This is a genomic window from Nonomuraea harbinensis (assembly GCF_019396385.1).
Classification (GTDB): domain Bacteria; phylum Actinomycetota; class Actinomycetes; order Streptosporangiales; family Streptosporangiaceae; genus Nonomuraea; species Nonomuraea ferruginea.
In genome coordinates, this window is record NZ_JAHKRN010000007.1 from 228,997 (window position 1) to 250,914 (window position 21,918).

18 protein-coding genes are annotated in these 21,918 nt (G+C 67.0%); 3 read left to right on the top strand and 15 right to left on the bottom strand.

Annotated features, from left to right (window positions below; genetic code table 11):
• Window positions 1-32: 32 nt before the first annotated feature.
• The 5 genes from KME79_RS10480 to KME79_RS10500 are packed head-to-tail and all read right to left on the bottom strand — an operon-like array spanning window position 33 to window position 4,903.
• The gene (locus tag KME79_RS10480; protein WP_219544249.1) at window positions 33-947 is read right to left on the bottom strand and encodes a carbohydrate ABC transporter permease; all 915 of its coding nucleotides are present in this window, start codon (window positions 945-947) and stop codon (window positions 33-35) included.
• Between the two features lie 5 nt (window positions 948-952).
• The gene (locus tag KME79_RS10485; RefSeq protein WP_219544250.1) at window positions 953-1,864 is read right to left on the bottom strand and encodes a carbohydrate ABC transporter permease; all 912 of its coding nucleotides are present in this window, start codon (window positions 1,862-1,864) and stop codon (window positions 953-955) included.
• On the bottom strand, window positions 1,864-3,273 hold the full coding sequence (gene ngcE, locus KME79_RS10490; protein WP_219544251.1) for an N-acetylglucosamine/diacetylchitobiose ABC transporter substrate-binding protein: 1,410 nt from the start codon (window positions 3,271-3,273) through the stop codon (window positions 1,864-1,866). Before ngcE ends, KME79_RS10485 begins: the two co-directional genes overlap by 1 nt.
• Window positions 3,274-3,298: 25 nt before the next feature.
• The gene (locus KME79_RS10495; protein WP_219544252.1) at window positions 3,299-4,027 is read right to left on the bottom strand and encodes a sugar isomerase domain-containing protein; all 729 of its coding nucleotides are present in this window, start codon (window positions 4,025-4,027) and stop codon (window positions 3,299-3,301) included.
• On the bottom strand, window positions 4,028-4,903 hold the full coding sequence (locus tag KME79_RS10500) for a MurR/RpiR family transcriptional regulator (RefSeq protein ID WP_219544253.1): 876 nt from the start codon (window positions 4,901-4,903) through the stop codon (window positions 4,028-4,030). It abuts the gene before it with no gap.
• Between the two features lie 73 nt (window positions 4,904-4,976).
• Here KME79_RS10500 and KME79_RS10505 point away from each other — a divergent pair, with 73 nt between their 5' ends.
• Entirely contained in the window at window positions 4,977-5,927 is a 951-nt protein-coding gene (locus KME79_RS10505) for an N-acetylglucosamine kinase (protein WP_219544254.1), read from the top strand.
• Window positions 5,928-5,939: 12 nt separating this feature from the next.
• On the opposite strand, the gene KME79_RS10510 is transcribed toward KME79_RS10505, so the two are convergent.
• The 6 genes from KME79_RS10510 to KME79_RS10535 form a co-directional block, all read right to left on the bottom strand.
• The gene (locus KME79_RS10510) at window positions 5,940-6,758 is read right to left on the bottom strand and encodes a carbohydrate ABC transporter permease (protein ID WP_219544255.1); all 819 of its coding nucleotides are present in this window, start codon (window positions 6,756-6,758) and stop codon (window positions 5,940-5,942) included.
• Window positions 6,755-7,633, bottom strand: a complete 879-nt coding sequence (locus tag KME79_RS10515; protein WP_219544256.1) for a carbohydrate ABC transporter permease — start codon at window positions 7,631-7,633, stop codon at window positions 6,755-6,757. The genes KME79_RS10510 and KME79_RS10515 overlap by 4 nt, the downstream gene beginning before the upstream one ends.
• Entirely contained in the window at window positions 7,634-8,893 is a 1,260-nt protein-coding gene (locus tag KME79_RS10520; RefSeq protein ID WP_219544257.1) for an extracellular solute-binding protein, read from the bottom strand. It lies immediately after the preceding gene.
• A 9-nt stretch (window positions 8,894-8,902) separates the two neighbouring features.
• Window positions 8,903-10,261 carry a cellulose binding domain-containing protein gene (locus tag KME79_RS10525; RefSeq protein WP_219544258.1) on the bottom strand — a complete coding sequence of 453 codons (1,359 nt, stop codon included), beginning with the start codon at window positions 10,259-10,261 and terminating at the stop codon, window positions 8,903-8,905.
• 75 nt (window positions 10,262-10,336) lie between these two features.
• Window positions 10,337-11,083, bottom strand: a complete 747-nt coding sequence (locus KME79_RS10530; protein ID WP_219544259.1) for a sugar isomerase domain-containing protein — start codon at window positions 11,081-11,083, stop codon at window positions 10,337-10,339.
• Window positions 11,080-11,949 carry a MurR/RpiR family transcriptional regulator gene (locus KME79_RS10535; protein ID WP_219544261.1) on the bottom strand — a complete coding sequence of 290 codons (870 nt, stop codon included), beginning with the start codon at window positions 11,947-11,949 and terminating at the stop codon, window positions 11,080-11,082. Before KME79_RS10535 ends, KME79_RS10530 begins: the two co-directional genes overlap by 4 nt.
• A 136-nt stretch (window positions 11,950-12,085) precedes the next feature.
• Here KME79_RS10535 and KME79_RS46220 point away from each other — a divergent pair, with 136 nt between their 5' ends.
• Both KME79_RS46220 and KME79_RS10540 read left to right on the top strand, forming a co-directional pair.
• A complete protein-coding gene (locus KME79_RS46220; RefSeq protein WP_281429336.1) occupies window positions 12,086-12,217 on the top strand; it encodes a hypothetical protein in 132 nt (43 codons plus the stop codon).
• Window positions 12,214-13,371 (top strand): methyltransferase domain-containing protein, encoded by a 1,158-nt coding sequence (locus KME79_RS10540; protein ID WP_308248862.1) that lies wholly within the window; start codon window positions 12,214-12,216, stop codon window positions 13,369-13,371. Before KME79_RS46220 ends, KME79_RS10540 begins: the two co-directional genes overlap by 4 nt.
• A gap of 57 nt (window positions 13,372-13,428) precedes the next feature.
• On the opposite strand, the gene KME79_RS10545 is transcribed toward KME79_RS10540, so the two are convergent.
• The 4 genes from KME79_RS10545 to KME79_RS10560 form a co-directional block, all read right to left on the bottom strand.
• Window positions 13,429-14,319: a hypothetical protein gene (locus KME79_RS10545; protein ID WP_219544263.1), complete on the bottom strand. Its 891-nt coding sequence runs from the start codon at window positions 14,317-14,319 to the stop codon at window positions 13,429-13,431.
• 195 nt (window positions 14,320-14,514) lie between these two features.
• Window positions 14,515-14,688 (bottom strand): hypothetical protein, encoded by a 174-nt coding sequence (locus tag KME79_RS10550; protein ID WP_219544264.1) that lies wholly within the window; start codon window positions 14,686-14,688, stop codon window positions 14,515-14,517.
• A gap of 1,015 nt (window positions 14,689-15,703) precedes the next feature.
• Complete coding sequence (locus KME79_RS10555; RefSeq protein WP_219544265.1) at window positions 15,704-21,385, bottom strand: LamG-like jellyroll fold domain-containing protein; 5,682 nt, start codon at window positions 21,383-21,385, stop codon at window positions 15,704-15,706.
• Window positions 21,386-21,682: 297 nt separating this feature from the next.
• On the bottom strand, window positions 21,683-21,918 hold a 236-nt coding region (locus KME79_RS10560), incomplete at its 5' end, for a hypothetical protein (RefSeq protein WP_219544266.1).

Consider the following 21,918-nt stretch of genomic DNA (forward strand, 5'->3'; position numbering starts at 1 on the left):
ACCTCGTGCATGCGAGCCATATTCATGATTGGTTATTTGAGCGCCCCCGCCGTGAGCCCGGCCTGGATCTGGCGCTGGAAGACCGTGTAGACCACCAGCATCGGCAGGATGGCCAGGGTCAGCGCGGCGAACAGGGCCGCCCAGTCCTGGTCGTAGCCCGCCGCGGTCGAGATGTCGGCGATGCCCTGGGTGAGCACCCACTTGTCGCGCTCCTGCAGCAGCACCAGCGGGAGCTGGTACTGGTTCCACTGGCCGAGCACGTTGAAGATGGTGATGCTCACCAGCCCCGGCTTGGCCATCGGCAGCATGATCTGGAAGAACACGCGGGTGTGCGAGGCCCCGTCGACCCTGGCCGCCTCCGCGACCGCGGTGGGCAGCGTACGGAAGAACGCCGACAGGAAGAACACGGTGAAGGGCATCGAGTACGCGATGTACACCAGCACCAGCCCGGCATGCGTGTTCAGCCCGATGAACGGGCCGACCAGCGGGACGTTCCCCATGTTCTGCACCACGAAGAACAGCGGCGTCAGCGCCAGGTAGACGGGGAAGGCCAGCCCCGACACGAACAGCAGGTAGACGGCCCGGTTGCCGCGGAACGGGTAGCGGGCCAGCACGTAGGCGGCCATCGACCCGACCAGCATGGTGCCGAACGTGCTGAACGACACGACGACGACGCTGTTGAGCATGTACTGCCCGATCTGTGCCTGTTCCCAGGCGCGGGCGAAGTTGTCCCACCGCAGGGCGGCGGGGAGCGACCAGGCGTCGCCGAAGATCTCCTCCTCGCTCTTCACCGAGGCGAGGAACGTCCACAGGATCGGCACCACGGTCAGCACCGTCCACACCAGCAGGGCGATGTGGGTGAGGATCGACAGCGGCCCGAGCCGCCTGCGGCGTTCGCGGCGGGCGAGACTGCGCGAGTTCGCGACCGTCCATGATGTCGTGGTCATTGTCGTCAGTACTCGATTCGTTCGCGGCGGGACAGGCGCAGCGACAGGATCGCGAAGCCGATGGTGAAGAAGAACATCACGACGCCCAGCGCCGAGGCGTAGCCGAAGCGGAAGTACTGGAACGCGTTGCGGTAGATCTCGGTGGCCATCACGGTGGTGGAGAAGTCGGGCCCGCCGTGCTGGTCGGTCATCACCCACACGATCGCGAACACGTCCAGCGCCAGGATGCCCAGGTAGACCCAGGCGACCTGCACGGTGTCCCAGAGCAGCGGCAGCGTGACGCGGAAGAACAGGCTGAACCGGCCGGCCCCGTCGATCTGGGCCGCCTCGAACATGTCGCGCGGGATCGACGCCAGTCCGGCCGAGAACAGCACCACGTAGAAGCCGACCGCCTGCCACACCATGACGCCCAGGACGGACCAGAACGCGATGTCCGGATCCGACAGGAAGCCCACGGGGTCCATCCCGATCGCCATCAGCGGCGCGTTCAGCATGCCGCTGTCGTCGGGCCTGAACACCTGCTGGAACAGCACCGCGACCACCGTCACGGCGAGCACCTGCGGGAAGAAGAACACCACCCGGTAGAACCTGGACCCGGCCACGCCCGCCACGCCCTGCCCCTCGCGTCCCACGTTGAGCAGGAACGCGAAGAACAGGGCGATGACGATCGTCAGCAGCGGCAGCAGCACGAGCAGCGCCGCGTTGTGGGTGACCGCCTTCCAGAAGATGCCGTCGGAGAACAACCGGATGAAGTTGTCGAACCCGATGAAGTTGGGTGTGGCGGTCACCCCCCGCCAGTCGGTCATCGCGATGTAGAACGCCTGCATGTACGGCGAGATCACGTAGACCAGGTAGAGCGTGACGGGCGCCGCCAGGAAGGACAGGATGAACAGGCCCCGGCGGTACGTGTTGAACATCAGCGCTTGTACTTCTTGATCGAGGAGTCGGCCTTCAGCTCGTCCGCCTTCTTCTGCAGCCGCTCCACGTACTTCTCGGGCGTGACGCCGCCGGTCATGAGCTGGCCGGTGGCGGCCACGGCCTCGTCGTGCAGCTGGCCGTACCAGCTGCGCCAGCGGTAGTAGACGGTGTTGGCGCCGGCGGCGGCGAGCGCCTCGGTCGCGCTCTTGGCGCCCGGCGACAGGTCGCGGCCCTCGCCCGCGCCCTTCACCACGGAGACGGTGCTGACGAGCTCGCTGAAGTCGCCGGCCGCCTTCTTCGACAGCATCGCCCGCAGGTACTCCATGCCGCCCTGCGGGTTGGCGCCCCGCGACGGCACGATGAACGACTCGCCCGGCTGGGTGTGCAGGGTGCCGTACGGCATCTTGTCGGAGGCGGTGAAGTCGGGGATGGGGAACATGCCGTACTCGAAGCCCTCGGGCGTGGTGGTCTTCTGCTCGTTCTCCAGCCACGAGCCGCACGGCAGCATGGCGACCTCGTTCTTGTTCTGCGCCGTCTGGGTCTGCACGTGGTCGAGGCCGGCCGTGCCCTGCATCAGGTACTTGGCGCCGACCTCGGCCCAGGCTTCGGCCGCCTGCCGCACCGGCTCGGCGGACCAGGCGCCGTCCTCCAGGTTGTCGATGTTGACCAGGACCTCGTTGCCGCCGATCTTGGCGGCCATGGTGAGGAGCGGCTCGTACAGGTACTGCGGGTGCTTGCCCGCGTACGTGAACGGCGCCATCTTGCCGGCCTTCTTGATCGTCTCGCAGAGGGCGATGAACTCGTCCCAGGTCTTCGGCACGGTCCAGCCGTTGTCCCTGAAGGTCTTCTGCGAGTACCAGATGCCGTGGATGTAGTTGACGTAGCCGAGCACGTGGAACTTGCCGTCGTAGGTGCCGAACTCGACGACGGCCGGGTCGAGCGTGTCCTTGACCTTGACGTTCGGGTCGTCCCAGCTCGGCGCGTCCAGCAGCGGGGCGAGGTCCTGGAGCTGGCCGTCCTGGGCGAGCGCGCCCATGTCCATGGCGTTCGCGCCGGAGTTGTCGATCACGTCGGGCGGGTTGCCGCCGGCGAACCGCGGCTGCAGGACCTTGGTGATCTCCTTGGTGACGTTGTGCTTGATCTCGGCGTCGGGGTACTTGGTCTTGAACAGCGGCTGGTGGATGTCGGTGGCGTAGGCGTTGCCGAAGCCGCCGTCGAAGATCCACACCTCCAGCGGCTTCTTGGCGTCGACGCCGAGAGGGTTGGCCGCGCTGGTGGCCGCCGGGGCCGCCGACGAGGCCGGCGCCTGGGTCTGCGGGGTGGCGCAGGCGGCGAGCGCGCCGGCCACGGGGACCAGCGCCGCGGCGCGGAGAAGGCCGCGCCGGGTGATGTGGGGGGTGTTCGCCATGGGTACTACTCCTGACTTGTCTGGCTCAACGTCGGATGCGCCCTGCGTACCGGCTCTCCAGGGCTCTGTTGTGCTCGTCGCCGCCGGCCACGTTGGCCGACAGGTAGACGGGCGGCGTCTCGCCGAGCGCCACCAGCCGCTCGACCGTCTGGGTGACCATCAGCTGCGCGAGCAGCGCCGAGGTGATCGTGGAGACCGCGCCGTAGGTTCCCCCGCCCGGCAGGTCCAGCACCGCGTCGCCGTACGGGGCGCCGTTGTCGAGGACCACGTCGGCCAGGTCGAGCAGCTTGCCGCCCGACGGGTGGCGTGAGGTCATCTGGACGCTGTGCCTGACCGAGGTGATCGCGATGAGCGGGTGTCCGCGCTCCTTGACGATCGTGGCGAGCTCGACCACCGCGCCGTTCACGCCGGAGCTGGAGATCAGCACGAACACGTCGCGTGGGTCCACGGGCGCCAGCTCGTAGATCCGGTGCGCGATCGCCGGGTCGCGCTCCAGCTCGGAGGTGAGCACGCCGGGCGGCTCTCCCCCGTACAGGACGAGGTCCCTGGGCGAGAGCCGGTTGCTCGGCACGAGCCCGCCCGCGCGCCCGGCGATCTCCATGGCGATGGCCTCGGAGTGGCCGGAACCGAAAGCGTTTACCACACCGCCCGCGCGGAGCCCGGCGACCAGCGCCTCGGCGGCCCGCCCGACCGGCTCCGCCTGGCTCTCCGCGACCTGACGGGCCAGCTCCAGTGCCACGGTTGCGTACGTCATTCAGCCTCTCTCCACCCGGTGACTCTCGACAGCAGTGATCGTCAGCTCGAACGCCTCGTTGGTGCGCTCGTACGTCCGCTGCGCGACCGCCACGTACACCGCGTCCAGCACGAACAGCTGGGAGTGCACGGCGGCCAGCCCGCCGAGCCGGAACGTCGTCTCCCTGCTGGCGGTGGTCAGCACCAGGTCGGCCAGCTCCGCGAGCGGCGAGCGGGCGAACGAGGTGACGGCCACGGTCAGCGCGCCGTGGCTCCCGGCCTCGGCCAGCGACTCCATCACCTCGCGGGTGCGGCCTCTGTGGCTGATGCCGATGGCCACGTCGCCGCCGCGCAGCAGCGCCGCCTCGGACAGGGCGACGTGCGCGTCGTACGCGCTCCAGCACGGGATGCCGATGCGGCGCAGCCGGCCCTCCAGCATGGTCGCCACGTTGCCGCTGGTGGAGACCCCGACCAGGAGCACCCGGCGGGCGGCCACCACGGCGTCGGCGACCTTCGAGACCACCTCGGGATCGAGTTGGGCGGCGGTGTCCTGGATGAGCCGGGTGTCGGCGGCGGCCATGACCTCGATGGCGGCGTCGATCGGGTCGTCGGGGCCGATCTCGTGGCCCACGCCCGCGCCCCAGCCGGCCTGCGCGGCCCTGCCGGTCTCGGTGGCCAGCGCCACCCGCAGCTCGGCGTAGCCGGAGAAGCCGAACGCCCGGCAGAAGCGCGTCACGGTCGCGGGCGAGCTGCCGGCCCGCTCGGCCAGCGCGATGATGGTCGAGCGCGCGGCCTCGGCCGGGTCCTCGAGAATCGCCTCGCCGACCCTGCGCAACGCCTCGGGCAGAGCGGGGAGCTCGGTCTCGATGCGGCCCAGGGCACCTGGAGTCACGAACATTCCTTCCGAACATCCGGCCTTTCGGCGAAAATTATTCTTGCTTACCGGTCACGTCAAGACCCACAATCTGATCGTGACTATTTCGCTCGTGGTCGGGATCGACGCCGGTGCCACCGCCACCCGGGTGGCGGTCCACACCCTCGACGGCGTCCGGGTCGGGTACGCGCGAGCGGGCGCGGGCAACCCGACCGCGCACGGGCTGGGCAAGGCGGTGGCCGCCATCACCGGCGCGCTGCGCGAGGCCCTCTCCGGCCACGACGGCTCCCGGGTGGTGGCCTCGCTCGCCGGGGTCGCCGGGCACGTCGAGCAGATGGCGCCCGACCTGGCCAAGGCCTGGGCCGACCTGGGCATCCCGTCCGGCCCCCGGCTGACGGGCGACGTCGAGATCGCCTACACCGCGGGCACCCCCGCCCCCGACGGCTCGCTCCTGCTCTCGGGCACCGGAGCGGTGGCGTCGGCCATCAGGTCCTACCGGCTGCACCGGATCGCCGACGGGCTCGGCTGGCTGCTGGGCGACAAGGGCTCCGGCTTCTGGATCGGCCGCGCCGCCGCCCAGCACACCGCCGCCGCCTTCGACGTTCCCTCCACCCCCGCCTCTGGCGGGCTGGCCGACCTGGTGGTGACCCACTTCCTCGGCGACTGGCGAGGCGCCACGGCGCGCGAGACCGACGACCGGTTCGTCCGCCTGATCCAGGGCGACCACATGCGCCTGGCCGAGCTCGCCCCGCTCGTGAGCCGCGCCGCCGCCGACGGCGACCCGGCCGCGCTGGCGATCACCCGGCGGGCCGCCGAACACCTGGCCTCCACCGTACGGAGGATCCACGTCTCGGGCCCCGTGGTGCTCGCCGGGAGCGTCCTCACCAACGACGGCCCCGTACGCGAACACGTCCTCGACCTGCTGGCCGGCGAGCAGGTGCACACGGCGGGCGACGCGGCGGGCGCGGCGGCCTGGCTGGCGGCCCGCGACCACCTGCCGGAGGACCGCGCGAAGGAGGCCCACGCCGCGTTCACCTCCCCCGCCTGAGCCCGCGGCGCGTCAGCCTTTGACGGCGCCCGCGGTCATGCCCGTGCCGACGCGGCGTTGCAGGAAGAGGAAGAGCAGCAGGACCGGCAGGGCGAAGAGGCCCGCCGCCGCCATCGTCGCTCCCCAGTCCGTGCCGAAGACGTCGCGGAAGGACGACAGCCAGACCGGCAGCGTGCGTTTGTCCTGGTCCTTGATGATGAGCACGTTCACGAACGCGAACTCGTTCCACGCCGTGATGAACCCGAACAGCGACGTCGCCATCAGCCCCGGCGCCAGCAGCGGGAACGTCACCCGCCGGAACGCCACCAGCCGCGAGCACCCGTCCACCTGCGCCGCCTCCTCCAGCTCCGGCGGGATCGCGGCGAGGAAGCCGCGGAGCGTGACGATGGTGAACGGCAGGGTGATCATGAAGTACACCCCCGTCAGCATGGCCAGCGAGTCCAGCAGGCCGGTGTCCCTGGCGATGATGAACACCGGCACCAGCAGCGCCTCCCACGGCGCCATCTGGGCGGCGAACACCATGACCACGAACGCGCCGCGGCCCCGCCACCGCATCCGCGTCGCCGCGAACGCCGCCGCCATCGCCACCACCAGCGCCAGCAGCACGGCCGCCACCGTCACCAGCAGGCTGTTGCGCCAGAAGGTCCAGAACCCCGGCGCGTTCACGGCCGTGACGAAGTGGTCGAGCGTCGGCGAGGAGGGCCAGAAGGTGGGGGTGGCCGCCTGGATGTCCCGGGTCGGCTTGAACGCCGTCAGGTACATCCAGTAGACCGGGAAGATCGTCACCACCAGCACGGCCAGCGCGACGGCGTTCAGGGCGAGCCTTCTCATGATCCGACCATCCGTCGCAGGTTGCTGATCAGGGCCACGGCCAGGATCAGCACGGTGAGCATGGCGACCGCCGAGCCGAGGTCGTACCGGTGCAGCACCCTGGCAATCTTGAACGCGTACACCGGCAGGGTGGTCGTGGCGTCGCCCGGCCCGCCCTGGCTGAGCACCCAGATCTGCGGGAAGCACTTGGCCACCCAGATCACCTCCAGCGAGACGATCAGGGCGAAGAGGGTGCGCAGCATCGGCAGCGTGACCTGCCAGAAGATCTGCCACCCGGTGCCGCCGTCGATCCGCGCCGACTCGTACAGCTCGGCGGGAATGGTGGTCAGCCCGGCGTAGAGGGTGAGCGCCGCGAACGGCACCGACTGCCAGACCACCAGCACGACGAGCACCGCGAAGGTGGCGTCGCCGTCGGCGAACCAGGTGTAGCCGCGGAAGGAGTCGAGGCCGAGCGTGACCAGCAGCCAGTTGACCACGCCCAGCTCCGACTGGAACAGCCACTGGAAGACGGTGGTGGCCGCGATGATCGGGGTGGCCCAGGCCAGCGCCAGCGCGCTCATCAGGGCCAGCCGCATGCCGCGCCGCAGCCGTACGAGCAGCAGCGCGACGGCGGTGGACAGGACCACGATGAGCACCACGTTCACCGCGGTCCACCAGACGGTGCGCAGCAGCACCGCCCAGAACTCGTCCCCGGACAGCAGCTCCGCGTAGTTGCCGAAGCCGATGAAGGCGGCCCCGCCCTTGATCAGCTCGCCCATGCGGAAGTGCTGGAGGGAGATCACCGCCGCCTTGGCGACCGGGTAGAGCAGGAGGAAGGCCCCACCGGCCACCGTGGGCGCGATGAGCAGGTAGGGCCAGAAGGGACGGCCGCGCACTCAGGACCCGCTGTTGAGGGTGGCCGTGATGGACTCCGACGTCTTCCTCGCCTCCGTCGCGGGGTCGCCGCCGGTGAGCACCGCGGTCATGTACTGCTTGATGACCGAGGTGGCCTCGACGGCGGCCCAGTTGGGGGTGTTGGGGGTGGCCCGGCCGTTGGCGGCGCCGGTGGCCATGGCGGCGGTGCCCTCGTCGCCGGAGAGCACGCCGGCGAGCGAGGTGCGGTTCGGCACGAAGCTCATGGCCTTGGCCAGGTCGGTCTGGAACTCCTCCCCGGCCAGCGCCTTGACGACCTCGTACGCCTCCTCCTGGTGCTGGGAGGCGACCGGGACGATCAGGTCGGAGCCGCCGGTGAACACCGAGCCGGGCTTGTCGGGCGTCTTCCCCGGGATCGGGAAATTTCCGATCTTGTCCTTGAGGTCCGGCTCGACCTCCAGGACGCGGGCGGCGATGCCGGGCACCGCGATGATCTGCGCGACCTCGCCCTGGGCGAACACCTCGTGCTGCGGGGGGTTGGCCTCGTCGGCGTCCTTGGGGCCCTTGCCGAGGGCCTGGAGGCGCTGGTAGAACTCCATGCCGGCGAGGGCCTGCGGGGTGTCGAGCGCGCCCTTCCACCGGCCGCCCTCCTGGACGGCGAGGTCGCCGCCCTCGTCCCAGATGAAGCCGGCCAGCGCGTACCAGGTCTGCCCGGTCAGGTAGATGCCCTGGTTACCCCCTTGATTCAGCTTTTTCGTGATTTCCAGCCATTCGTCCCGGGTTTTCGGCGGCTGGACGTCGGCCTTCGCGAACAGGTCCTTGTGGTAGACGACCACCCGGTTCGCCGCGTACCAGGGGATCCCGTACTGCTTGCCGTCGATGTTCCCCGGCTGGGCCAGGCCGGGCAGCCAGTCCTCGCCCCTGAGGTCGGCGACCTTGGCGGTGAGGTCGGTGACGCCGCCGCTGGCCGCGTACTGGGCGACCTGGGTGTTGCCGACCTCGATCACGTCCGGCGCGTCGGTGCTGGCCAGCGCGGCCGTCACCCGCTCACCGATGCCGTCCCAGGCCTGGATCTGGATGTCCAGGTCCACCTCAGGACGGGCGGCCTCGTAGCCGGTCTCGAACGTCTTGAGCAGGTCCTGCGTGACGCTGCCGTCCATGATCCAGACGGTCAGCTTGGCGGGGCCACTGCTCTCGGGCGCCGCGCCGGTCCCGGCGTCCGAGCCGCACGCCGCCGCGGCCAGGGCCAGGGCCGCCACCGCGGCGGTGAGTCGGTGCTTCATCGCGCTCTCTCAGGAGTTGGGGACGGTGTCGCGGAACGAGGTGCCCTCGGCGCGCAGGTCGCCGACCCGGCTCAGCACGCCGGCGGGCGAGACGACCTCGTTCCTGGCGTGGTAGACCCAGTCGACCTGCTGGCGGTAGGTGCGGGTGCCGGTGGCGGCCTGGAGGTCGATGAACCATTGATTGAACATGATCCACATGGGTGTCTCGGGGTAGTGGATCCCGCCGTGGTCGGCGAACAGGCGGCCGTCCACGTAGTACTTGATCCGCCCGCCCGACACCTGGATCACCAGGTCGTGCCAGCCGGCGAAGCTCGCGCGCTCCTCGGTGTGGGTGTTCACCGCCTGCCACGGCTCACCCTGGTAGGTCTCCCAGCTCGTGGCGTAGAGGATGTTCGAGGGCTCGCCCCAGCCGCCGTTCGGCAGATACTCGAAGTCCAGTTCGCCGTAGTCGGGGTCGAGGTTGAAGCGGAGCGGGGTGATGGTGAAGAACGTCTGCACGACGTGCTCGCCGTCCGGGCCGCTGGTCGGGGCGTCGCTGAAGCGCACCCTGGCCGCGTACGTGCCCTCGAAGAACTTCCGGCCGGCCGTCGACAGCTCGGTGTGCACGGTCCCGCCGGCGGTGCCGTCGGTGCGCGAGTCGAGCGTCAGCAGCCCGCCGGGGAACGTGATCGCCGACGGCGACCAAGTCGCCCCGGGCACGCCCGGCCCGCCGGAGCTGGAGCGCACGGTCCAGCCGCGCTGGGCCAGGCGCGGGTCGGACGAGTTCGTGTACGAGAAGTCGTCGAACAGCACGCCGCCGGGGCCGGGCGGCGGGTCCGTCGGCGTGGGCGTCGGGCCGGGGTCGCTGCCCGAGGGGGTGCCCCAGGCCAGCGTGCCGCCGACGTACACGGTGACCTTGTCCCAGTCGGTGTAGGAGGTCTGGGGGCCGTAGGAGTAGTCGTCGCTCTGGGTGAACGTCTGCCAGTCGGCGCGGTAGAAGCGGAGCTGCAGGTCGCGGGTGCTCGCGCCGGGGGCCAGGGTGCCCGAGGTGAAGCCCACCTCCAGGTACTGGGCCGGGCCCTCCTGGTCGGCGAAGTGTCCCGTCACGGTCGAGCATCCGACCACGGCCCAGGAGCAGGCGAAGCGGTAGGTCTCGGTGCCGGTGAGGTAGTAGCGGATCTTGACTTGGTTCAGCTGGATCGTGGTGGTGCCGTCGTTGATCAGCTGGAGCCAGGGCTCTGCCTGGGCGGTGGTCGCGCCGGGGGCGCTGGTGCGGTACTGGAGGCGTACTGACTGGGCGGCGCCCGCCGGAGAGGCCACGAGGGTGGTGATGAGGAGGGCGAGGGGGAGGGTTAAGGACAGCAGGATTTTTCCGACATTTCGTGACATGGGTGGGGTTCTCCTTGGTGTGCGGTCCCCCGATGTCGAACGGTCCCCCGAGATCGTGCGGGTTTCGGCAGCGCGTCAGGTGCCGCGGCGCAGGCGGCCCTCGTACAGCGCTTCGAGCTTGAGGTTGTGCTCGTCGCCCCCGGGCACGTTGGCGGACAGGTAGACGGGCGGCGCCTGCCCCGCCTCCAGCAGGTCGCGTACGGTCCGCGCCACGACGAGCTGGGCGATGAGCGCGGAGGTGATGGTGGAGACCGCGCCGGTGGCGCCGCCGCCGGGCAGCGGCAGCACCGCGTCCCCGTACGGCGCCCGGTTGTCGAGCACGACGTCGGCGAGGTCGGTGAGCTTGCGGCCCGAGGGGTGACGGGAGGCGACCGCGCCGCTGTGGGCCTGCGAGGTGATGGCGACCAGGTCGTGGCCGCGCTCCTTGACCAGCGTCGCCAGCTCGACCACGACGCCGTTGACGCCGGAGTTGGAGATGACGACGAACAGGTCCTCTTGCCCGACCGGGGCCAGGTCGAGGATGGTGCGGGCGACGGCCGGGTCGCGTTCGAGGTCGTAGCGGTCGAGCGTCTCCCGGGGGGCGTTCCCGTACAGGACGATGTCCCTGAGCGCGAGGCGGTTGGTGGGGACGAGGCCGCCGGCCCGGCCGGCGATCTCCATGGCGACGGCCTCGGAGTGGCCTGAGCCGAAGGCGTGGATGACGCCGCCGCTGGTCAACGCCTTGACGAAGAGGTCGGCGGCCTTCTGGATGGCGGGGTCGTCGGGGATCTGTTGGACGAGGCCGGCGATATGGTCGGCGAATTTTTCCGGATTTATCGTCATGAATCACCTTCCGAGAGGCGGTGCCCCGCCACGGCCCTGACCGTCACGTCGAAGGCCTGCTTGGTCCGCTCGTACGTACGCTGCGCGACCGACACGTAGACCACGTCCAGCACGAGCAGCTGCGAGTGGATCGCGGCGAACCCGTCGGACCGGAACGTCGTCTCCCTGCTGGCGGTGGTCAGCACCAGCTCGGCCACCTCGGCCAGCGGCGAGCGCGGGTTCGAGGTGACAGCCACGGTGATCGCGCCGTGGCTGCCGGCCTCGGCCAGCACCTCGATCGCCTCGCGCGTCCGGCCGCTGTGGGAGATGCCGATCGCCACGTCGCCCTGCCCGAGCAGCGCCGCGTCGGTGAGCGCGCTGTGCGCGTCGGACCTGCTCCAGGTGGGGATGCGGATGCGCTGCAGCCGGTACTCCATCTCGCTGGCCACGGCCGCGCTGCTCGACACGCCGAACAGCAGCACCCGCCCCGCCCGCGCGATGGCCTGCGCCACCTTCTCCACCACGGCCAGGTCGAGCTGGTCGCCCGTCTCCTGGATGAGCCGGATGTCGTTGCCCGACACCACGCCCAGCACCTTCTCCAGGGTGTCGCCGGGCAGGATCTCCTGGCCGATGTCGGTCTGCCAGGTCTGCTGGTTGACCCGTCCCATCTCGGTGGCCACGGCGACCCGCAGCTCCGCGTACCCGCTGAACCCGAGGGCGCGGCAGAAGCGGGTGATGGTGGCGGTGGAGGTGCCGCTGCGCTCGGCGAGATCCACGATGGTCAGACGGGCGGCCGCGGCGGGGTTCTCCAGGATGGCGTCGGCCACCTTGCGCAGCGCGTCGGGCATCTCATGCCGCTCGGTCCTGATCCGGCCAAGGAGCTCCATGCGGTGAAAATTATGCCCACCTATGCCCCCAGTCAAGCGGTGCAAATAATAATTCTTGACCAACGCGCGTTATTGCACCTTGACGTAATCTTGCGATCACCTGGAGTCACCGAGACCGCGGGAGGAGACCACGCCCATGGGCGGGAAGCACGCAGGCAAGCCGAAGAAGGACGACTCAAACAACTCGGAGAAGCCCAACCCGGATTCCCACAAAGCCGCCACCGGCAGACACGCCAGGCGCGACGAGCAGGACGGGAAGAAAAAGTGACCAGTGCAGTCGACCCGGCCGAGGCGCTGCTCCAGGAGATCGGCCCGCTTGACAAGCGGATCGCTGACGCAATGCGGGCGGTGCCGCGGCATCTGTTCATCCCGTCCGTTGCTCTGACGTGCCCGCCTGACGAGCCCGTACGGATCATCGACCGTGAAGCCGATCCCGAAGACTGGTGGGACGCGGTCTATTCCGACAACTCCATCGTCACGCAGTTGGACGACGGCGCGACAGACATCAGAACCGGCTCCGGCGACTACACGTCGTCGTGCTCCGCTCCCGGCATCGTCGCCATGTTCCTGGAACTGCTCGACCCCGAACCGGGAACCCGGGTGCTGGAGATCGGGACGGGCACCGGCTGGACCGCCGCCCTCCTCTGCCACATGGTCGGCGAGACCAATGTGACCTCCATCGAGGTGGACCCCGTCGTCGCCGAACAGGCCGCCAAGAACCTGAGCGAGGCCCCGTTCCAGCCCCACCTGATCGTCGGCGACGGCGCGGAAGGCTGCGCCGCACGAGGACCGTTCGACCGCGTCCACATCACCTGCGGCATCCGTACGGTCCCGTACACGTGGATCACGCAGGCCCGGCCGGGAGCCGTGCTGGTGGCCCCATACTCGCCGCGTTTCCAGACCGACTTCCAGCTCCGCCTCGTCGTCACCCCATCCGGCGTGGCACACGGCCGCTTCCCCGACTTCGCCTCGTACATGATGATGCGCTCCCAGCGATCCGTGCCCGCCCGGCAACTCCACGAGACCGAGAACAAGCACCATCTCACCACCCGCGTCGACCCCCGCACGATCGTCTGCGCCCCCGCCGGCGCCGACCTCGCCATCGGCGCCATGACCGGGCTCACCGCCCACGACAGCGACAATCCTGACGAGGACGGTGAGTGCCACCGCATCTGGGTCAGCGACCCGCGCGACCCCGAGTCCTGGGCGGTGGCGATCTGGCGTCCGGACTCGGAGGAGTACCAGGTGTTCCAGGTGGGCGACCGGCCCGTGTGGGAGGAGGTCACCGACGCCTACTTCCGGTGGGTGGGGTGGGGCGAGCCCGGCTACGACAGGTTCGGCATGACGGTCGGGCCGGACGGGCAGCGGATCTGGCTGGACCGGCCGGAGCACCCGCTCACCGGCTGCTTGTCCGGCAACTGACATGACGCCCGGTCCGGCTCCGGGCCGGGCGACATGGCACACGTCCAGGCACCCCGGTCACCACAGAGCCGGCTCGCACACCATGCTGGCGGAGGTCTCGCAGTTGAGCCGGGCGTCGATGATGTGGACGGCGCGGACCCGCTTGTCGTCGAGGAGCAGGCGCAGCTCGCTCGGAGCGGTGTTGTCGTCGACGTACCCGACGATGCGGCCACGTGCGGCGGCTTCCTGCAGGTTCGGCAGTTGAAGCCCCACAGCGGACAGGACGCTCTGGTCGGCCGAGCGGAGCAGGGCGACCCACGCGCGGAACTCCTCGAAAAGGGCCAGGTCCGCACAGTTGCGCGCCACCCGCCGCTGCTCGCATGCCGGGGTCCTGTCCCAGTAAAGGGGGACGTCGCCAGCCAGCCCGGAAGAGATCAGGATGTTGTCCCCACGGACTCCGTAACCGCTCTCGTACTGTTCGGAAGTCATCGGGGTGCGCAGTTCGACGACGGCCGTCACAGCGACACCGTTGCCCAGGTGGTCGAGCAGGCCGGCGCTGTCGTCCGGCTGCTTCTCCGCTCCAAGTTGCCGCAGCACCCGGCGCATGCGGGTATCGGGGAACACCGGCTTGTGGATATCTGACGTTCCGGCGGGAGAGATCAGGGTGCTGCCACGGACGTTGCGGTAGATGTCGAATGATTGGACGGAATAAGGCTCCTCCCCGGGGCGGGCCCACTGCGGCTCCGCCGCCACCCGGACGGAATGCTCGTCGGCAGGTCGTCCCGGCCACGACACATTGGCGAAGCGAAACTCGGGATTCGCGACGGAGATCCCGTTCCTGGCGACGACATAGAAGTGCTCGCGCCCCTCGCCCACCTGGACGTCGCGCCCGTCGGACTCACAGCCGTTCAGGAACACGAGCGTCAGCGCGACGGCCGCGCTTCTCCGCAGAATGCCGGCACCGGTCATGACGTCTCCCTCTATGGGAGTGCGCGGCGGTGGCCACCGCACACTCTGGCTACACAGGTTGAATTTATGGAGACGGCCATGTGGTCACGGTGGTCTCCTCGATGATGAGTCCGGCCTGAGCGAGGCAGCCATCGATCAGATGGGGCCGGTTTTGGATCTTCTTGAGCTTTCGCTTGATGATCCGGACGAGTGTGGTCAGGCCGGTGACACGAAGTCGGCCATGGCGCAGTGCATCAGCGACCACCCGCCTTCCGCAGTCTTCAGCTCGGAGGCGTAGGCCCGGAGCCGGTAGACGCGCAACCAGTCAGCGTTGGCCTCGGCGCAGCCGACCAGCCGGCGAACGGGTGCGCATTCAGGTTGTCCCAGCACCTCACCAGCGGCGTGCGGAACTGCTGGTGGACCCACCGTGATCAGGTCGCGGCAGTTGCTCCAGGCTGAGCTCTTGGGCTAGTCCTTGCGCCCGTGATAGATCAGCGGCTTGTACATCAGGTGCGGGTGGTGCCCAGGCCAGTAGCAGTCCACGCCGCCGATGTTGATCCGGCCGCTGCCCCTGCCGCATCATGACCGTCCGCCGGGGCGCCGCGCTGTGCCCAGGTGCGTCCTTTCGGCGGCCTTAGTCCCTGGCCCGCTTCGTCCTCGACGCAGATGTGGGCGCCCAGGTCCGCCGCTGGCTTTACAGCCGGCCACACCTTCCTGCCGCCAGGCGGCGATGGCCTCCTCATTTGTAGTCAGCGACGATCACGCATGGCGGCTTCGATCCGTAGACCGATCCCGATAGCCGCTGCGCAGATGAAAAGAAGCAAGACTTGGAACGGCGGCTCCCAATCAGCGAAGACGAGTGCGGCTATGGCCAAACCACCGTTCGTGAGCAGTAAGGCTGTGCCGACCATACGAAGCATCCCAACAGCCTCTCGGGCCTTCTCTCCGGAAGCATTTTGATCTTCAGTTGGAATTTTCACAGCTAGATCATCTCACAGTATCAACAGGAGGCGAAAGAGTGCCTCCATCCCCAGATGAGCGAGGCAAGACACTCGACCGAAGGACAGCATCAGCCCTGCTGAGACCGTCGGCTTACCGATGTATCAGTAGCGCCTGGAGCATAAAGGCCACACCTCCCACCTGACCCAACCGCAGCAGTCGCCTGTCCAGACCGCCCGAGCACGTCACTGTCCCTCGGCAAGACGACATGAACGCGACCCAGACCGCAAGCCAATATGAAGCGGCCGGCACCACCTTTCATTTTATCTCATAGAGGAGAGCTTTGCATGAGAAAAACCAGCACTTGAGGCCACTTTAATGGTGACCCCAAGTGCAAGCTTCGGGTCACAAAGACCCCTTCACTTCACCCTCGCAACTACGAGCCCGATTCGCATCAATCGGAAACTCACAGCCCCTTGGTGCTACTCCTTGTACAGGCATAAGGAATATGCCTCGGCGGTTTAAGTGGCGCCTCCTGCCCTCTACCTATCTTACAACGCAACGTGTGTCGAATCTTCTCATAATACTCCTCATATATAGGCTCTTTGGTTTTCGGGTCTTCCCTCACTTTATACTTGAAGTTCAGATACGCCTCCGACTGCAGCGTGTGCCTGTAGCGGGTGATATCACATCTATCAAGCCAGCCGGCCTGACATTCAACTTCTATATCAGTGAAGCGATCATCGATTTTCGCCTCGGCGGGTCGCTTATCATGCTTTGCGCTGAATTTGGAGCATTTCTCGCCGACGGCTTGGTCGAGCTTAAGTCCTACACTAACGCCTGCTTGAAGAGGCTGAATGGACATACTCGCACCGATATTTGCTTCATTCGTGGTCTCGCGGTTAACGAAACATGCGGAACCGAGTTTAGAGATTCTCGCATGCTTGTAGAGAGCTCGCCCGAACGGACTGTCCTTGCCGTCCGTCTTACTCGTAGGACGTATCGGATAGATTCGCACATAGTCCTGATAGGCGGTGATGTTCCATCTCTGGTTGTAGGGAAGGCCGCCCCCTGCTACCGGTTTCTCGTCCCAGTACGACCTCATCACGGTGTGAAGCTCCCACCCCTTAACGAGTCTGTCCGTCTTCTCGCAGTACTCCATGAATACATAGGAGATGCATGCAGTTGACTTCGGTACAGCCGCACCACCAGCAGCGCAAGGATCTTCCGGCGAGCAACTGTCGCTCGCGTCGGACGCGTCCTCATATGCGGGGTTTGGTGCCTGAATTTCTGACATGTTTCCGCAGCGGTCGAAGACATGAATTGAAATAGTGGATGGGTCGGGTTCGACTTGGCCCGGAGTATCTGCGTTAGCCGCAGCCAAAGCGGCAGCGTCCTCGGTTGAGGTAGCTTGAGGTGTCCACGTCCGTTCCACCTCAGCGAGAACGCGCACTGCACCTGTCGCGTCGTCGATATGGACGGACACGTTCTTCAGCGTGACATTTGAATTCGTTCTGACATGATGGGTTTGCGCCAGACTCTTACGTTCATTGATGAGTTGCTCATTCAAGAGCGAGAGCTTGGCTGTACTCGGGGCATCGAAGGTTACCCCCGGCGCGTCCCAAATCGTTTCTGCCCGATTCTCTAGGACAACGTCCTGCGCCTGATAATACCGTTTGACCCGTTCAACGTAGTCCTGTGCACCCGATTCCGCTGTTGCGGAATCTTTCTGAATTGACGAAAAATCTTCGAGGGTACACCTTACCGCTGGTGGGCGGGGAACCGCCTCGGGAGTGACCGAAATAGTCTCCCAGTCGCTCGCTCCGAATACTGACTTTGCGCGCACTCTGACTGTATATGCTTCCCCGTTGGACAAGCCATCGACAGAGACAAAGGGATCCTTTGCTTGGATATTCTTCACGAGTTGGCCGCTACTATCGCTGACCTCGATATCATAGCCATCCGATAGCGCGAGACTCCCATTGTTCTCGGGAAGTCCCCAGCTCGCGATGACGCTTGCATCACCTGCCTGGACGGTCAGGTTGAGCACCTTCCCAGGCGGCCTCGCCGGGATATACGTGAGGGCCAGCTCCGGCTGGCTACTAGCCGCCTCATCTGCAAACGTGATGAACTCATCCTTGTTAGAGGTGAGCATAAGCCATTGATACTCGCTACCAGCGATATCAGATTGCGGGTCACTCACGGGCAGCATGTACGGCACAACGCTAGTGTCAACGTCGGCCACTAACTCAGATCCCTTGCTCTCGCTAGTCACCGGAGTCTTCAGGGGCGTCGCAGTGATTACGCCATCCGACGGGCAAGTACCAGATGGGCAAGTTGGTGCACCAAGGCGAAGGACGCCATCCGACACGCCTGCACCATTGGGGAGCTCATCTAACTTAAACCCAATGAATACTGCGGTCTTCTCTACTCCTGTGCCACCAATCCGCATGATGGTCGAGTCCGCCACCATGCAAGGTGACCCACCACATGCAGCAGGATCGGTTTTAGCGCTCTTGATGACGAAGTTGTCCTTACTCAACGTCAGGCTGCGGACGTCCTCAACTGGGGGTGGTGGCGGTGTACCAGGCGTGGTGAAGGTGACCAGAGCGGTCTTGGACGTACAGACCTCGCTGCCTGATCCAGACTCGTTGACTGTTGGCGCGCCGGCCGTCGCCTTTTGTGTACTGCCCGCGCTAGCTGTTCCGGCAAGCGGGGTGTTCATATCGGCCGTGATTTCGGCGGCCGTCTGGGCGCGGTTGTAGACGCGGACTTCGTCGATGACGCCGTCGAAGAACTCGCCGTAGATGGTGTTCCCGCCGATGTGGAAGTCGCCGCCGTCGTCCTGAATGGCTCCGGAGACGGGCTCGTCACCGATTTGATTGCCGTTGAGGTAGAGGCGTGCCCTGGTGCCGTTGTAGGTGACGGCGAGGTGGCTCCAGGTGTTCACCTGGAGCGGGCTGGTGCCGGCCACCTCCTTGGACTGGCCCTGGGTTGTCAACCAGCCGAGAGGAGTGAAGCCGTCGGAGGCGTACAGGGCGTAGGAGAGGTCGTCGAGTGTCTCGTAATCCTTGCCCATGACGGCGTACCAGTCGTCAACGCTGGACGGCTTGACCCAGGCCGAGAGCGTCATGTTGGAGCCGAGTCGGAGCGAGGCGTTGTGGTCGACGGTGACGAGGCCGAAGAGACCATCGAAGGACAGACCCTTGCCGTACTTGCCGGTGACCCACGAGGTGTCAGTGGCAGTGCCATGGTTGGTGCCCGTCACGTCGTTGACGGTGGTGCCGCTGCCTTCGTTCATTCCGTAGGCGGCGACCAGACCTGACGGTGTGGGCGTCGGAGTCGGTGTCGGCGTGGGATCGGGAGTGGGCGTCGGGTCGGGAGTAGGCGTGGGATCGGGAGTAGGTGTCGGGTCGGGGTCAGGATCGGGCGGCGGTTCCTCGCTTTGCGGGGCGGTTACGCAGGCGGTCATCTGCCACTTGTAGGTGCTGCCGGGCTGCACTGTGTTGGCTGGGATCTGGAAGGAGGCGCGTTCGCCGCCGCTTACGGTACGGCTGCCCAATGGCGCGGAGCCGACGGGAGCGCCGGTGCTGTCGTACAGGTAGTACTTGGCCGTGACCGGGCCTCCCCCTGGCCTGTTGACCATGCCCGACAGGATCGGCTGGGTCGGGTCGGCCATGCCGGTCTCGGTGTCCGATGGGAGCACGGGAGCGTCACTGGTGATGCGGTACGCAGGGCTCTCGTTGCACGACGGCGGGTTGATGCCGGCCCGGCAGGCCTTGACCACGAACTTGAAGCTGGCCGGGTTGTCCAGCGTGAAGACCTTGTCCAGCGCCTGCCCGGACGGGATGTTGTTGTGGGAAGTGGTGCCGGGCACGCCGACCAGGGCGCGGAGTTCGTTCGCGCTCAGCGCCCGCTGGTAGACATGGATGTCGTCCAGCGACCCCTTGAGGCTTCCGCCCTGGTTACGTGAGCGGCCGATCTCGAAGGCGCCTCGGGCGTTCCAGCTGACGGTGTGGTCCCGCTCGCCGGCCAGCACGCCGTCCACGTACAGGCGGATCTTGCCTGCGTCCTTGTCATACTGGGCGGCCACGTGCGTCCACTCGCCGATCTTGGCAAGGTGCTCCGACTGGATGACGGTCTCGTGGATACTGTCCGGGATGTCCTGGTTGATCATGGACAGCACCCAGCGCTGATCGTACTCCGGAGCCGTGGACGTCTGGTAGGAAAGCGTGAACCCAGGCAGGTTCACTCCCATCTGGGACAGCACGTTCTGCTCTTGCGTGCTGTTGTCCAGGCGCACCCAGGCGCTCGCCGTGAAGCTCTGGTTGGTGTTGATGACCGGGCCGCTGGTCGCGGCGTGGCCTCCGGTGAACGTCACCGCCTGACCGAGCTGCCCCGGCGTGCGCGTGTGCGCGCCGGTCAGGGCGGCGTTGCGGTTGTTGCCGGAGGAGTCGGTCACGGCGGTGCCGGAAGCCTCGTCGAGTTTCCAGTACGCGGCCTCACCCGCGGGCAGTTCGGCGGCCGGCGGGGCCATGGTGGAGTCGTTGACCGTCACCGTGTAGTTCAGCGGCGTCGCCTCGGGCACGCTGGACTTGTAAGTCACTTTGACGTTGGTGCTGCGGGCGATCGCGTCGTTGCCGTCCATCGAGTCGATGGACTCGGCGGTCACGGTGGGGATCGCCGGCGGCAGGACCCAGTCCACGCTCAGCTTCGGCAGCACGCCCTGATTGAAGAACTGCGGCCAGAACGAGAAGTCCTCGCTGTAGTTGCGGGGGGTAGAGGTCTCCTGGGTCAGCTTGAGCAGCAGACCGTGGTTGGGTGTGCCGGTGGCCCACAGCCGCGTCATCGCGGTGAGGTTCCAGCTCCAGATCGCGCCGCTGGTGCCGGGCAGCGCGCAGGGGTCGATCGAGGCGCGGCCTTCTTCGGTGCTGGTGGGCTGGTTGCTCCAGTAGGTGTCGTCGGCTACCCATGACTCGGTGATCCGCTGGGCCGCGATGCCTTGGAACTCGCTGCAGTTGTACACGTCCTCGCGCAGCTGCAGCTGCATGGTGGCGTTGGTCACCTGCTTCCCGGCGATCGGGGCGGTGTCGAAGGCCATCAGGGTGCGGGTGGCCTGCTCGGTGGTGGAGTACTGCATCCTGCCGACCGTGCCCGCCACACGCTGGCCGTTCGGAGAGACGATGCCGGTCTCTTGGGTGATCCCCAGTGTGGTGGTGGGGTCGACGGTGACCGGATACTGCGTCGCAGGGTCGGCCAGCCAGGCCGCGTCCGGCTTCAGCACCAGCGTGGTGGCGCCGTCCTTGGACTCCACGCTGGTCTCGATCTTCTTCTGGCGGCCCGGCTTGGTCGCGGTGGGCTCATCGGCGGCGGCGTCCCACATCAGCGGTGCCGGGGCGGAGGCGACCTTCTTGCCGTTGTCGCCTTTCAGCTTGAGCCCGCCGGCCTTGGTCACCGAGAGGTCGAGTCCCTTGGTCTGCACCGGGATGCGGAACTCCACCGGGCCGGTGGGGCGCTCGCGCAGCACGATGTCGTGCCGGAATCCGGTTCCGAGCGCTGTGACGACCAGGTCCCCCGACGGGCCTGCGACGCCCGGATAGGTCGCGACGTTGCCCTTGATGGTCGGCTTGGGCAGTGACGTGGGCCAGGAGAGACCGAACGAGCGGTCCCTGCTGAGGATCATGGTCGCGAAGGGGCCGGACCCGCCCGTGGACAGGCGCACTCTGGCCTTGGCCAGCTTGGGCCGGAGCACGCCGTTCCGCTCGACCAAAGACGTGTCGATCCACGCCCACGAGCCGTCGCCCTGCCTGAGCTGGGTCGGGCCGGAGTAGGACTCGGTGGTCAGGTGACCGTCCGGGTACGCCCACGTCCGGGAGGCTTCCGTGAAGGCATCCTCGACGGCGACGGGCTTGTTGTCCTTGCGCGCCTGCTCCACCGCGGCGCGGAGGGCCGCGTCCGGGTCCTCGGGACGCGGGAACGTGGTGACCGCGGGGCCTGTTGCCTTCGCGCTCTGCGGCTCGGGGTCGGCCACGGCCTGCCTGATCGGGCCTGCGACCAGCAACGATGCTGCCACCGTGAGCACCGTTGCGGCTGCGAGCCTTCGTTTGGGTTTGCTGATGATGCGGGGTCTGTTGCCTAACTCGTTCACAAACAACCTCAATCGGGAGTGAGTTTGGCTTGTCGACCTTGATCATCAGACGGAAGATCACCATGATCAATATGACATGGATCACAAATAATATTGATATAAAACCTGTAACCCTCTTGGGGTCTCGAACGAAACCCAACGGGCAAGATTTTCTGAGTAATCGGTAATTCGGATTTCCTTATCCAGATTGCCCTCAGCGTGTAGTCATACAGCCGCGATCAGTGGTGAATAAATCCACCCAGACACCGCATCGGTTGTCTGTGGAGAGAGCCGGGCCCGCCTGAGCCACGTACTTCGCTATGCGCGGAGAACCGTGATCTGACGGCCGGACGGCGTGGTCGCGAGGTCGAACGCGCCTCGTTGGTTCCACGGCGGGGCCTCGGACCGCCGGTCGAAGATCACCAGTACGCCGGTGGTGAGGCTGAGCCGGTCCAGATATCCGTCGAGCTGGGCCAGCCCTTCGGTCAGCGGGTCGTCCTTGCCTGCTCGCCAGACCTTGAGCTCCATCGCCTCGCGCTGCACCAGGCGTTCGC

What these genes read in the sequence shown, in the direction of transcription:
- ngcE (WP_219544251.1), bottom strand. Translation starts at nt 3,273, where the DNA reads ATGGCGAACACCCCCCACATCACCCGGCGCGGCCTTCTCCGCGCCGCG.
- KME79_RS46220 (WP_281429336.1), top strand. Translation starts at nt 12,086, where the DNA reads ATGGGCGGGAAGCACGCAGGCAAGCCGAAGAAGGACGACTCAAACAAC.
- KME79_RS10520 (WP_219544257.1), bottom strand. Translation starts at nt 8,893, where the DNA reads ATGAAGCACCGACTCACCGCCGCGGTGGCGGCCCTGGCCCTGGCCGCG.
- KME79_RS10510 (WP_219544255.1), bottom strand. Translation starts at nt 6,758, where the DNA reads ATGAGAAGGCTCGCCCTGAACGCCGTCGCGCTGGCCGTGCTGGTGGTG.
- KME79_RS10545 (WP_219544263.1), bottom strand. Translation starts at nt 14,319, where the DNA reads ATGACCGGTGCCGGCATTCTGCGGAGAAGCGCGGCCGTCGCGCTGACG.
- KME79_RS10525 (WP_219544258.1), bottom strand. Translation starts at nt 10,261, where the DNA reads ATGTCACGAAATGTCGGAAAAATCCTGCTGTCCTTAACCCTCCCCCTC.
- KME79_RS10495 (WP_219544252.1), bottom strand. Translation starts at nt 4,027, where the DNA reads ATGACGTACGCAACCGTGGCACTGGAGCTGGCCCGTCAGGTCGCGGAG.
- KME79_RS10500 (WP_219544253.1), bottom strand. Translation starts at nt 4,903, where the DNA reads ATGTTCGTGACTCCAGGTGCCCTGGGCCGCATCGAGACCGAGCTCCCC.
- KME79_RS10485 (WP_219544250.1), bottom strand. Translation starts at nt 1,864, where the DNA reads ATGTTCAACACGTACCGCCGGGGCCTGTTCATCCTGTCCTTCCTGGCG.
- KME79_RS10535 (WP_219544261.1), bottom strand. Translation starts at nt 11,949, where the DNA reads ATGGAGCTCCTTGGCCGGATCAGGACCGAGCGGCATGAGATGCCCGAC.
- KME79_RS10480 (WP_219544249.1), bottom strand. Translation starts at nt 947, where the DNA reads ATGACCACGACATCATGGACGGTCGCGAACTCGCGCAGTCTCGCCCGC.
- KME79_RS10530 (WP_219544259.1), bottom strand. Translation starts at nt 11,083, where the DNA reads ATGACGATAAATCCGGAAAAATTCGCCGACCATATCGCCGGCCTCGTC.